The 12,459-nt window shown below is 61.4% G+C and carries 12 protein-coding genes; 9 read left to right on the forward strand and 3 right to left on the reverse strand.

Annotated elements, in window-relative coordinates:
* Positions 1-325 precede the first annotated feature (325 nt).
* The 7 genes from ACFMO5_RS05740 (at position 326) to ACFMO5_RS05770 (ending at position 7,523) form a co-directional block, all read left to right on the forward strand.
* Positions 326-2,686, forward strand: coding sequence for an ATP-binding protein (locus ACFMO5_RS05740; RefSeq protein WP_376791799.1), 2,361 nt, complete (start codon positions 326-328; stop codon positions 2,684-2,686).
* Positions 2,652-3,290: a response regulator gene (locus tag ACFMO5_RS05745; RefSeq protein ID WP_376791800.1), complete on the forward strand. Its 639-nt coding sequence runs from the start codon at positions 2,652-2,654 to the stop codon at positions 3,288-3,290. The genes ACFMO5_RS05740 and ACFMO5_RS05745 overlap by 35 nt, the downstream gene beginning before the upstream one ends.
* A 382-nt stretch (positions 3,291-3,672) precedes the next feature.
* Complete coding sequence (locus ACFMO5_RS05750) at positions 3,673-4,158, forward strand: cupredoxin domain-containing protein (RefSeq protein WP_376791801.1); 486 nt, start codon at positions 3,673-3,675, stop codon at positions 4,156-4,158.
* Between the two features lie 7 nt (positions 4,159-4,165).
* Entirely contained in the window at positions 4,166-4,921 is a 756-nt protein-coding gene (gene coxB, locus ACFMO5_RS05755) for a cytochrome c oxidase subunit II (protein ID WP_376791802.1), read from the forward strand.
* A 25-nt stretch (positions 4,922-4,946) separates the two neighbouring features.
* Complete coding sequence (locus ACFMO5_RS05760) at positions 4,947-6,749, forward strand: cbb3-type cytochrome c oxidase subunit I (protein WP_376791803.1); 1,803 nt, start codon at positions 4,947-4,949, stop codon at positions 6,747-6,749.
* Between the two features lie 10 nt (positions 6,750-6,759).
* Positions 6,760-6,960 carry a cytochrome C oxidase subunit IV family protein gene (locus ACFMO5_RS05765; protein ID WP_376791804.1) on the forward strand — a complete coding sequence of 67 codons (201 nt, stop codon included), beginning with the start codon at positions 6,760-6,762 and terminating at the stop codon, positions 6,958-6,960.
* Positions 6,957-7,523 carry a heme-copper oxidase subunit III gene (locus ACFMO5_RS05770; protein WP_376791805.1) on the forward strand — a complete coding sequence of 189 codons (567 nt, stop codon included), beginning with the start codon at positions 6,957-6,959 and terminating at the stop codon, positions 7,521-7,523. Before ACFMO5_RS05765 ends, ACFMO5_RS05770 begins: the two co-directional genes overlap by 4 nt.
* Positions 7,524-7,632: 109 nt before the next feature.
* Here ACFMO5_RS05770 and ACFMO5_RS05775 read toward each other — a convergent pair whose 3' ends face one another.
* From ACFMO5_RS05775 to icd, 3 genes are all read right to left on the reverse strand, one after another.
* On the reverse strand, positions 7,633-8,265 hold the full coding sequence (locus tag ACFMO5_RS05775) for a redox-sensing transcriptional repressor Rex (RefSeq protein WP_376791806.1): 633 nt from the start codon (positions 8,263-8,265) through the stop codon (positions 7,633-7,635).
* Between the two features lie 178 nt (positions 8,266-8,443).
* Positions 8,444-8,917: an MOSC domain-containing protein gene (locus ACFMO5_RS05780; RefSeq protein ID WP_376791807.1), complete on the reverse strand. Its 474-nt coding sequence runs from the start codon at positions 8,915-8,917 to the stop codon at positions 8,444-8,446.
* Between the two features lie 173 nt (positions 8,918-9,090).
* Entirely contained in the window at positions 9,091-10,320 is a 1,230-nt protein-coding gene (gene icd, locus ACFMO5_RS05785; protein WP_376791808.1) for an isocitrate dehydrogenase (NADP(+)), read from the reverse strand.
* A 311-nt stretch (positions 10,321-10,631) separates the two neighbouring features.
* Here icd and ACFMO5_RS05790 point away from each other — a divergent pair, with 311 nt between their 5' ends.
* Both ACFMO5_RS05790 and iscX read left to right on the forward strand, forming a co-directional pair.
* A complete protein-coding gene (locus ACFMO5_RS05790; RefSeq protein WP_376791809.1) occupies positions 10,632-12,128 on the forward strand; it encodes an aldehyde dehydrogenase family protein in 1,497 nt (498 codons plus the stop codon).
* A gap of 118 nt (positions 12,129-12,246) precedes the next feature.
* Positions 12,247-12,459, forward strand: coding sequence for a Fe-S cluster assembly protein IscX (gene iscX / locus ACFMO5_RS05795; RefSeq protein ID WP_376791810.1), 213 nt, complete (start codon positions 12,247-12,249; stop codon positions 12,457-12,459).

A 12,459-nucleotide genomic window follows, 5' to 3' on the forward strand; every position in this document is an offset into this window, starting at 1 on the left:
CTGGGGGCCGCCTTTGACGGCCCCCAGCCCCCGAGGATTTTTCATCCCTTCTCCCCGCAGCCCTTTGGGCTGTGGGGAGAAGGGATGAAGAGGGGTAGGACACTTCTGTTTCTTCGCGAGAGCTTCGAACCGAATGGGACCAGGCGGAATGGAAGGAGCAATAACAACCAAAGCAACCGGGGGAGGTTTCTTGGGGTGAGAAAATGCGGGAAAGCGGGGCTATTTCCCCAGCGCGCTGTTGCATAACGAGTTTATAATCTAAGTAAACAGTGGAAGGATCTTTCCGGTTATCTGAAGCATAGATACCCAGACCTGGGGCGAAAAAATGGGCCGCTTTTTGGCTCAATTGCTTCGGTTAAGGATCCTCGGGTTGAGGGGGCGATTCCTTCTCCTCACGGGGGGTGTGCTGGTCGTTGTTCTCTTCCTTCTTATAGGAAACATCCTACGGCAGCGCGAGTTCTTCCTCCAGGAGGTTCAACGTCATCTCTGTGAAGAGGCGGAAGGCCTGGCTTTTCTCTTGTCGGATCCCATCCATTCGCGCTCTTTAGAGGACGTCGTACGGATCCTGGACCGTATTGACCGTTATGGCGCCTCGCATCAGGTCTTTTTGTTGGATACCCAGGGACGGGTGCGCCTGAGCAACGTAACCGTTCCCGCCCAAATCAGCTATGTAGAGAGGGAGATCGCAGGCCCAGGGCTGTTCCCGCGATTTCAGGTCATGCGGCACGGATCGGTGTGGGTCGCCTCATGCACCGTTCCCATGCCCGGAGAGGGCATGCTTCATCTGGCGGAGCCGATTCCCCAGCTGGAAAGCTATTTCCGTTCCCTAATCCTGCAACAATCCCTCTGGGCTCTGGGATTAGGATTCTTCCTTCTCCTGATCACCCACCTGGCTCTCTACCGTTGGGTCCTTCGCCCCCTTAACCTTCTACTCCACGCCATAAAGGCGGTCGGTCGTGGGCAATTCAATGTGCAGCTTCCCATTCGGTCAGCGGATGAATGGGGGCAGATTGCTCAAACGATGGAGGCCAGCCTGCGGGCTCTGCAGGAAAGCCAGGCTGCTCTGGAACAGGAGCGCACGCGGCTTGCCTTCCTTCATCGAGCAAGTCGCGCGCTTTCCACCTCCTCCGATTGGCCTCAAATGGTTGAGACGGCGCTGGAGCTGGCGATGGAGGCCGCGCAGGCCCAGGCAGGGCTCTTCCTGAGTTGGAATCCTACGACGGGGCGCCTGGAGCTGGCCGGAGAGCGAGGCCTCCCGGAGGCGATGCGGGAGCTCCTGGAGACCCGCTGGATGGATCCGCAAACCCCTTCTCGATGCGTCCGATGCTTCCCCCGCGCGGCTCGGGTGGGCGAGGCGTGTCCGCTTCTTCCAACAGCCCCAGCGCGGGCAATGGGCTTCGCCTCCGTTGCATGCTTGCACCTGGCTTACGGGGATCAAACCCTGGGTTTCCTAGTCCTTTACCGCTCTGCTGAAGCACCCTTGTCCCAAGAGCGCTATGAGCTCCTCCAGAGTTTGGCCGCGGAGCTCACCGCGGCGGTGATGGCCGCTCGCGCCGCGCGCTGGGAGGCGACCATCCGGGCTGAGATCGAACGTCTGGTCCCTGCAGCACCTGACTCGGAGAGCGTGCTCCTTCCTCCCTTACGGTTGGTGGTGGAAGGATGTGGAATGGCATGGGGGGTGCTGGTCATGATCGAGGAGGGGAGCGCTCGGGCGGTGGCCGCCTGGAATCTTCCTCCTGAGGACCTCCTGGCGGTGGAGAATGAACTGCGGGCGATGGCCTCGATAGACTCCATGAGCTCTCAGCGAGCTTCCTGGGGCTGGGTTCGGTGGCTCCCACTGCAGATTGATGGAGAAAGGATTGGAGGGCTGCTGCTGGGTCATCCCACCCGGCGGGATCTTTCCCCACCAGAAGAGCGATTGGCCCAGGTGGCGGCTCAGGCCATGGCTCGCTGGCTGCATGCGGCCCGGCAAACCCGGCTTGGAGTCGAAGCTGCTATCTGGGAGGAGCGGCGCCGCCTGGCGCGGGAGCTTCACGACGACATCGCCCAGCATTTGGCCTACCTGCATTTGAAGGTTCAGAAAGCTGAACGGGCATGCGCTCGCCAGGGTGCGGGGAACATCCTCCCGGGGCTTCTGCGGGAGATCCGGGAAGATCTCCGGGATCTCTATACCGAGGTCCGTCTGACCCTGGAGGGTTTGCGAACGGTGCGAGGTCGGGGCGAAACCTTGGCCGATGCGCTTCGCCGGTTGGTCGCCCCTATCCAGGCCCGAGGGGAAGCGGAGATCGAGCTGGACCTTCAAGAGCTGCCGCCGCTCACCCCATGGGAGGAAGCCCATTGCCTGCGGATCGCTCAGGAAGCCCTGACCAATGCGCGCCGTCATGCGCACGCCCGACGGATTCGTCTCTCCTTGCGCTGGGAGAGTGGAGAGGGGATTCTGGAGATTGCCGATGATGGCGTGGGTTTTAACCCGGAGGCACTTCCCCCCACAGCTTTCGGTCTCCGGATGATGCAGGAGCGAGCGGAGCGGTTAGGAGGGACCCTGGAGATCCATAGCGCCCCTGGGCAGGGAACTTGGATTCGCCTGCGATGGCCCAAGGCGAGCGAAAGGAGTGGAACCAATGGAGTCGGTGGAACGCCCACTCTTCTCTATGACGGAGCGAATCACACTGCTGCTGGCGGATGATCATACCCTCTTTCGGGAGGGTTTGGCCAGCCTGCTCGCAGAGGAGCCGGGCCTGCAGGTGATCGCCCACGCTCGGGATGCAGAGGAGGCTATCGAGCTGGCTGTCCGCTACCGCCCCCATGTGGTATTGATGGACGTCCGGATGCCGGGCGGCGGTGTGAGGGCCACGCGGGAGATCCTGCGGCGATGCCCGGAGACCCGGGTGATTATGCTCACGGTGTCGGATGAGGATGAGGACTTGTGGGGTGCGATCGCGGCGGGAGCCCATGGCTATCTCCTGAAAGATGCCACAATTGAGGAGGTGATCGCCGCCATTCGCCATGTGGTCGCCGGCAAGGCGATCTTAGATCCTACCCTTACTCCCCGGGTCCTGGCATGGCTGGCGGGTCTTCCCACCCCGCCGGTTCCTGCTCTTCCCTCGCTGACCCTGCGGGAGCGGGAGATCTTGGCCCTGATGGCCCGAGGGCTCACCAACAAGGAGATCGCCGCCCATTTAGGCCTCGCGCTCCCCACAGTGAAGCTCTATGCTCGACGGTTACTTCGTAAGCTTGGCGTCCGGAGCCGAGCGGAAGCGATCGCTCAGGCCCGCCGCCTCGGGCTTTAGGATCGAGGAAGCCTGTGACGGGTTTTCCACCTTCCTGTTCCCCTTCCGATGGGCTCTCCATTCGGTATATAGGATGGTGGGGGCCAACGGCTCCATCCCCCTGGCCCCCTTCCCACGGCCCCTGGGGCTGTGGGAAGGTGGTCTCTAAAGCATTTTAGGGCGAGCCGGGCACCCTCGGCGCCCGGCTCGCCCTAAAACCCCTAGGGGACCAAAACTGAAAAAGAGGAAAAAGCGGGCGCCTCCCCAACCTCCCCATAGGATGTATCCCCCTTAATCCTTTTTTACTTCTCTTGGTTATCCCTTTATTCACCTTTGGAACAGATGTCCAACTTTCGGGTGTGCATTACGATGAGGGCACATAGATCCGACCGGAGGTGCGCTTATGAACCGGTGGGGATGGGCGTTCATCGCAGGGATCTTCCTGCTAGTGGCATGCGGGCAACCGCAAGGGCCATCGTCAGGGCCCAGCACAGGGGAAATCCGGATCACCATGACCGAGTACAAGTTTCAGCCGGATACGATCCGAGTGAAGGCAGGCCAGGAGGTTCGCCTGGTCCTGGTGAACTCCGGCAAGAAGGATCACGAGCTGATGATCGGTCGCACAGTGATGGAGATGGAGGGCAAGCCCGCCGGGTATCAGGAGGACTTCTTTGCTGGCCTTCATCCCCAGGTGAGTGGTGAGAAGATCGAGCAGGAGGAAGAAGAGGCGCATGCTGGCTTCATGGTGGCGCTAGAGCCTGGTGGGACTGCTACCATCGTCTTCACAGTGCCTGCCGATCGGGTAGGAGAGTGGGAGATCGGTTGCTTTGAGGAAGATGGGGTGCATTATCAGGAGGGGATGAAGGGCAAATTCATCGTAGAAAGGTGAACGGCCGATGCGGGATGTCCTTCGGGCGCTCGGGTTGTGGCTGATCCTAACCTTTCTCGGGGAGACGGCGATCATCCTTGGGGTCCCGTTTCCCCCGTCGATGGCCTCCGAAGCTCAAGTCGTGGATCGGGCGTTCCGATATCTGTTGATAGTTGGGGCGCCGGTCTTCACCTTCGTCCTCAGCGTGCTGCTTTACAGCCTGTTCCGTTTCCGGGCCGTTGGGGATCCGCCTGAGGATGGCCCGCCGGTGTTTGGCCATACCACCGGAGCCCTGGCCTGGCTGATCGCGACCTCCCTTCTGGCGCTCTCCCTGGTGATCCAGCCAGGCATCCGGGGGTTAATGGAATTAAAATTTATCCATCCCCCCTCTGCTGTGGCTGCGGATGAAGATGAAGAAGCGTTAGTGGTGCAGGTCCAGGCCCGTCAATGGTCTTGGCTGTTCACCTATCCTCAGTATCAGATTCAGGTCAAGGACCGCCTGGTTCTTCCGCTGGGCCGCCCCGTCCATTTCGAGATCACCTCTCAAGATGTGGTCCACTCCTTCTGGATCCCGGCCTTCCGGCTGAAGATCGATGCGGTCCCTGGGCGGACCACCTCTTTGATCCTTACCCCTAATCAACTCGGTCGCACGACCCTGGAGCCCACGCTGCGGGTGCAGTGCGCGGAGCTGTGTGGGACCGGCCATGCTGCCATGATCTCTACCGTGGAGGTGATCTCCGCAGATCAATTTGCGGCCTGGGTGGATCAGCAGCGGAAGAAGTGAACAGGAGATCAGCAGGAGGTACCCAATGCGGGCGTTTCTCCCCATCGGACGAGGGTTGCTCTGGGGTGGGATCGGCTATCTGATCGGAGCCGGGTTAATCGCCGCCCTCACCGGACGGGGGTTAACCAGCGAGCCTGCCGTTGTGGCCGGGTATGGATTGGGTCTGATCGGCTGGCTGCTGGGCGTGGGGATGTGGGAGGTCTGGGCGCGGGAGTGGTTCGGATGGCCGGTTCACCCAGAGGAGGGCCGGGGCTGGGAGCGTTATTTCCGCTTTACCATCGATCACAAGGTGATCGGGGTTCAGTATTTGGTGACCTTCTTGGGGTTGATGCTGGTCGGGGGCCTGCTGGCTATGCTGATGCGAGCCGAGCTGATGCGGCCGGGCCTCCAGCTGATCAGCCGGGGCCAGTATAACACGGTGATGAGCTTGCATGGGATTATAATGATCGCTGTAGCGGTGGCCACGATTGTCGGGGGGTTTGGGAACTATCTGGTGCCCTTGATGATCGGGGCCCGCGATATGGCCTTCCCCCGCCTCAATGCCCTGAGCTACTGGCTGGTGCCGCCGGCCGCGCTGGCCTTGCTCAGCACGCCCATGCTGGGTGGCTTCGACAGCGGCTGGACCGCCTACCCACCCCTTAGTGAGATCAATGCCAGCGGCCAAGTGCTCTTCAACCTTGCGTTTATCACAGTGGGCCTCTCCTCGATCCTGGGCGGCCTGAACTTCCTCACCACCATCGTCTTCCTCCGAGCGCCGGGCATGACTTGGGGCCGGCTTCCGATCTTTGTCTGGTCGATCTTTGCCACCTCGATCTTGAGCCTGATCGCCACCCAATTTGTGGCGGTGGCCTTGCTGATGGTCCTCCTGGATCGGATCCTGGGCATGGGTTTCTTCGACCCCGCCCGGGGAGGAGATCCGCTCCTTTATCAGCATATCTTCTGGTTCTACTCCCACCCCGCTGTCTATATCATGATCGTCCCCGCCTTCGGGGTGATCCTGGAGATCCTCCCCCACTTCGCCCGCAAGCCGCTGTTCGCCTATCGCTGGGCCGTGGGCGGGTTTTTTGGGATCGTGGGGCTCAGTTTCCTGGTCTGGGCCCACCACATGTTCACCAGCGGCATGCCCTCCTGGCTTCATGCGCCCTTTATGGTCACCACCGAATTGATCTCCGTGCCCACCGGCCTGATTTTCCTCTCGGCCCTGGGAACCGTGTGGCAGGGCCGCCTGTGGCTGCGGCCTCCGATGCTGGTGGCTCTGGCCTTCCTGGCCAATTTCCTCATCGGTGGGGTAACCGGCATCTTCCTGGCCGATGTCCCCACCGATCTTCACCTTCAGGACACTTACTTCGTCGTGGGCCACTTCCACTACACGATCCTGGGTGGGATGATCTTCGCCTTGGTGGCGGGGCTCTATTACTGGTTCCCCAAAATCACGGGGCGGATGTATGACGATCGCCTGGGCCGCATCCACGCCTTGTGGTTCTTCCTGGCTTTCAATTTGACCTTCCTGCCTATGTTCGGCCTCGGCCTGTACGGAATGAACCGCCGCGTTGCGGATTACCCGGCTTATCTGGCTGGGGGGAATATGCTGGTCTCCATGAGCGCTTTCATCCTGGGGGCCAGCTTTCTCTTCCTGATCGCCCACCTCGCATATGCCTGGGCGCGAGGCCCTCGGGCGGTAGATAACCCCTGGCGCGCTCGCACGTTGGAGTGGCAAACGTCTTCACCGCCTCCGGTCGAGAACTTCCCGGCCCTACCGCGGGTGGTCGGGGATCCCTACGGCTACGGGGTCCCAGGCGCCGCCCATGCCTGGGTCGGTGGAGAGTAGGAGGGGAAAGATGCGTGGGACGCTTTCGCCCTTCCGGGTGGGGGTGCTCGTGTTCGGGGGATTGCTCGGGCTCACGGCCCTGGAGATCCTGGCGGCCACTGCTTTGCCTCGTCCGCTCCCGGCTCTGGCTGTTCTGGGTATAGCCAAGGCCGGTCTGATCCTCTGGTTCTACATGCACCTTCGCCAGCTCTGGCATGAGGAGGAGCAATGAGCACTGTCCCAGAGACCCATGCGATCGCCACCCCCTCGCGCATCCCCCGCTTTGGGCTATGGCTGTTTCTGCTCTCCGAGAGCATGATCTTCGCCGCTCTCCTGAGCGCTCGCTTCGCTCTCCAGGGGACCTACCGGCCGGCGGAGTTGAACCAGAGCCTGGGGTTGGCCATTACGTTGATCCTGCTCACCAGCAGCTTCACGGCCAACCGCGCGGAGGTCGCCATCGCCCACGGGAAGACCTCGATGTTCCTCCGGAACCTGCTGGCCACTATCCTCCTGGGGGTTCTGTTCCTGGTCGGTGTGGTGGTTCTGGAATGGCCGGAAGCCATGCATTTTGCACCGCCCTCCTCTGGATATGGCACGGTGTTCTTCACGATGACGGGCATGCACGCGGCCCATGTGCTGAGCGGGGTGCTGATCCTTTCCCTGATTTACCGGCTGGGCCGACGGGGAGCTTTCGGCCCCGGGCGCTTGTGGGGCGTCGAGGGGGCGGTGAAATACTGGCACTTCGTGGACATCGTCTGGGTGTTTTTCTACCCGGCGCTTTACCTCGTCCGTTGAAAGCCTGAGATGCTAAGCCGATCTCGGTCCCTCCCGGAAGGAACCGGCATCCAGGGTCGCCTCCTTTCCTCCAGCCCCGCGAAGGCGAAGGAAATCGATTGGAGCGGCTTCAGCGTTCATCCTCCAGGTAATGGGTCATCTGCTGCAGGTGGATCGCTGGATCGATGTATTGAACCAAAATCCCCGGCGGGACCTTCAAATGGATCGGGGCGTAATTCAGGATGGCGCGGATGCCCGCCTCAACGCAGAGATCGGCCACCTGTTGGGCGGCCGAGGCGGGGACGGCGATCATGGCGATCCGAATCCGATGTTCACGCACGAAAGTGGGGAGCTCTTGCACATCCCGGATGACATGAGGCCCAATCGGCCGTCCGATCTTCTCCGGATCATTATCGAAGATGGCCACAAGCCGGAACCCGCGAGGAGTGAACCCCTGATATTGGGCCAACGCGTGTCCCAGGTGGCCAGCCCCGATCAGGATCATGTCCCATATTCGATCGACCTTCAGGATGCGCTTCAGGTGCTCAATCAGATCGGGAATCCGATAGCCCGTTCCCTGCTTCCCAAACGTACCAAAATAAGAGAGATCTTTTCGGATTTGCGCGGAACTGATCCCCAGGCGCTCTCCCAGTTCCTGAGAGGAGGTTACCTCCCGGCCCTCGGCCGCCATCACCTGCAAGGCCCGCAGGTAAATCGGAAGCCGCCCAATGACGATCTCCGGCACTTTGCGAACGGGAGCCATGGCCCAGTCTCACCTCGCTCAGGATTCCTGGAACTTATATATCACAAATTTGTGAAATATGGAATTTCAGCACGAATACCATCTGTCCTAAGGGGTAGACGGCAATCAAGGGGCTCTTGTCCGCAGCAGAGCGCTAAAACACCCACGTTATGCCGTCGGATCTAAGCGCGCCCACCGGTCACGCGGAGCTCATGGGGTTGCCGTTGCGCGTATCTTCCATCATCACCCGACGCACGGGATCCCCGCAGCGGATCCATCCGCTCTGAAGCACACGGGCCAGCATTCCCCGACGGCCCCGCAGGGTTTCCTGAAGCCCTGGACGGATTTCATCCATTCGAGCACATGGGGTGCACGGTTTTGTGATCTCAAGGATCGCTTCTCCAACCTGAAGGCGATCGCCGGGGCGAAGCTGATCAAGGGGAAAGCCTTGGAGGGTGATGTTCTCCCGCACGGCCCCGGGCCATAAGCCCAACGCGTCCAGGACCTCCTGAGCCATCAGCAGAACCTGGCGGGAGGAATCCGGGCGAGCGTGGGCATCTCCCAATAACCCCCAATTGGCTTCTGCCCAGACGGCGGTCACAGGCTCCATCGGCGCCCGATGGCCGGGGCAACGGAAGAGAGCGACGACAGTGGCCGTGGAGGATGCTTCCATTTCTCGCCTCCATGAGGTTTCCGGAGCCGGGAGCGGACGTTCACTCTTGATGCTCGATTCCCTGCGGGCTGGGGCGCCATCTTCGGCGGCGCCCCAGCCTAATTCTTCTAGGATGGATGTCGTTCGGAGCCCGCGAGCGGAGGGGGAAGGGCCCTATCCCCCAGGTCCCCGAATCACAGATTGGCGACGATGGCGTCGGCGAATTCGCTGGTGCGGACCTCTCGGGCGCCTTCCATTAGACGGGCAAGGTCGTAAGTGACGATCTTCTGCTGAATGGTGCGGGTGAAGGCGGCCTCGATGGCATCGGCGACCTCGTTCCACCCGATGTAGCGGAACATCATGACGCCCGAAAGCAGCAGCGAGCCCGGATTCACTTTGTCCAGCCCCGCATATTTGGGTGCCGAGCCGTGGGTGGCCTCGAAGACCGCCAAGGTATCCCCGATGTTCCCGCCGGGAGCGATCCCTACGCCGCCCACCATAGCTGCGAGGGCCTCCGAGAGGTAGTCGCCGTTCAGGTTAGGAGTAGCGATCACATCGTACTCGTCCGGGCGCAGTAGGACCTGCTGGAACATCGCGTCGGCGATGCGGTCCTTGATGATGATCTTCCCATCGGCAGGCTTCCCCTCCGCGACCTCAGCCTCGGTGATCGTCACATCGCCGAACTCCTCTTTGGCGACCTCATAGCCCCAGCGGATGAAGGCGCCCTCCGTGTATTTCATAATGTTTCCCTTACCGACCAGGGTGACGCTGCGCCGGCCGTTCTCCAGGGCGTAGCGGATCGCTTTGCGCACCAGCCGCTTGGTGGCCTCCTTGCTGATGGGCTTGACCCCGATCCCGGTGTCAGGCGGTAGGGTGATCTTAAAGGTTCGCTTCAAATAGGCGGCTACCCGCTTGGCTTCGGGGGATCCCGCCTCCCACTCGATCCCTGCATACACATCCTCGGTGTTCTCGCGAAACACCACCATATCGACCTTGTGGGGCTCTTTCAACGGGGAGGGAACCCCTGGGTACCATTTCACCGGCCGCACGCACGCATAGAGATCCAACCTCTGCCGGAGCTGCACGTTGACGCTGCGCCAGCCGTATCCGATGGGGGTGGTCAGCGGGCCCTTAATGGCCACGATGAACTCCCGGATCGCACGCAGGGTCTCCTCCGGGAGGCGCTCGCCGTAGAGCTCCTCCGCGTCCTCGCCGGCGTAGAGGCGGACCCATGCGATCTTGCGCTGGCCTCCATAAACCTTCTGCACGGCGGCGTTCCAGACCTTCATCGCCGCCGGCATGATGTCTCGTCCCGTCCCATCCCCGACGATGTAGCCGATGATGGGATGATCGGGCACGACGAGCTGTCCGTTCCGAACCTCGATCTTCTTCCCGTCTTCCGGCACGCGTACGTGAGTGAACATGGTGCAACCCTCGTGTGAATCTTGTCACATACGATTATATCATCGAACAAGGGCAACTATGCAGCCGTTCTCACGCAATGCCAATGCGGATATGGGGGGCGGTGTCCTTCCGCCTCCTCTCGAGCGCCCCGAACCGCATCGGATCAGGCTGAATGGTTACCGAACAGGAACGATGCGAGGCGTTCCCCCCGATGGATTTGGGAGCCGGGCGACCGACGAGAAGGATAGGCGTTCCAGGGCTCTTCCATTGACATGGGCTCTTTATCAGGCCTATAATCGTCAGCGTAACCCTGCGCGCCAAGGGGGACCCCATGCGCGTCCAGAATTATATCAATGGGAAGTGGGTGGAATCCCATTCGGAGGCTCGCTATCTGGATATCAACCCGGCTACCGAGGAACCGGTGGCTGAGGTGGTGAAGTCCGATGAACGGGATGTGGAAGCGGCGGTGGAAGCCGCAGCGGCGGCCTTCGAGAAGTGGCGGAAGGTGCCGGCGCCGAAGCGGGCGGAGATCCTTTACCGTGTCGGCCAGTTGCTGGTCGAGCGCAAGGAGCAGCTGGCCCGGTTGCTCACCCAGGAAATGGGCAAGGTCCTCCCGGAGGCTCGAGGGGATGTCCAGGAAGCGATCGATATGTCGTTCTACATCGGCGGGGAAGGGCGACGGCTCTTGGGTTACACCGCTCCGGTGGAGCTGCCGAACAAGTTTGGGATGGCTGTGCGGGATCCGATTGGGGTGGTCGCCTGCATCACCCCCTGGAACTTCCCGATCGCGATCCCGTCTTGGAAGATCTTCCCCGCCCTGGTTGCCGGGAACACGGTGATCTTCAAGCCGGCCACGGATACCCCGGCCACCGCCGCGGAGTTCGTGCGGGTCTTCGAGGAAGCCGGCCTCCCGCCGGGCGTCCTCAACCTGGTGATCGGCCCTGGCCCTACGGTGGGCAATGCGTTGGTGGAGCATCCGACGGTGAAGGCGATCTCCTTCACCGGGTCGACGGAGGTCGGGCGGGATCTTTACGCCCGCGCGGCCCGACACTTGAAGCGGGTTTCCCTGGAGATGGGGGGGAAGAACGCCATCATCGTGATGGAGGACGCGAACCTGGAGCTAGCCTTGGAGGCTACCCTCTGGGCGGCGTTCGGGACCACCGGGCAGCGTTGCACGGCATGTTCCCGGCTGATCCTCCATAAGCCGATCAAAGAGAAATTCACAGAAATGCTGGTGGAACGGACCAAGCGGTTGCGGCTGGGGAACGGCCTGGAGCCGACTACGGATGTGGGGCCTTTGATCAACGAGGCGGCGGTGAAGAAAGTTCACAGCTACGTCGAGATCGGCAAGGCCGAGGGGGCGCGGTTGTTGTGCGGGGGCAACCCCGTTAAGGTGAACGGAAAAGGGTTCTTCTACGAGCCGACGATCTTCGATCAGGTGCGGCCGGATATGCGGATCGCCCAGGAGGAGATCTTCGGGCCGGTGCTCTCGATCATCGAGGCGGAGGATCTGGAGGAGGCGATCCGCATCAACAACGCGGTGAACTATGGCCTCTCCAGCAGCATTTTCACGCAAGATGTGAACAAGGCCTTCCAAGCCATCCGGGATCTCACTACCGGCATCGTCTATATCAACCACGGCACCACCGGGGCGGAGATCCAATTCCCCTTCGGGGGCACCCGGGGGACCGGCAACGGCCACCGGGAGGCGGGGCTGACGGCGATCGAGTTCTTCACGGAGTGGAAGGCGGTCTACATCGACTACAGCGGTCGGCTCCAGCGTGCCCAGATTGACACGACCGCCTTCGGCCGGGTCCCGATCCAGTGAATGCCGGGTCAGCCCTACCGCTACTCTCCCGGCGGCGAAGCCGTCGGGAGAGGGGGAGGGGATGGGGCGATCTACCATTAAAGTTTGCTTAATTCATTAAAATTGTGCTAAGATTCACATGACAGCGCTTTACTGGGATGATGCGTATCCGATCGCGTTGGCCTTGCGGGCGGCTCATCCGGGGGTGGATCCCCTTTCGGTGGATTGGGAGACGCTGCATGAGTGGGTGGTCGCCCTGCCGGGTTTCGCCGATGATCCGCGTTTGAAGGATCCCGTGCGATTGGAGGAGATCCAGCGAGAATGGTTAGAGGAGGTACTCGCCCATGGATGA

Source organism: Thermoflexus sp. (assembly GCF_042408365.1).
Classification (GTDB): domain Bacteria; phylum Chloroflexota; class Anaerolineae; order Thermoflexales; family Thermoflexaceae; genus Thermoflexus.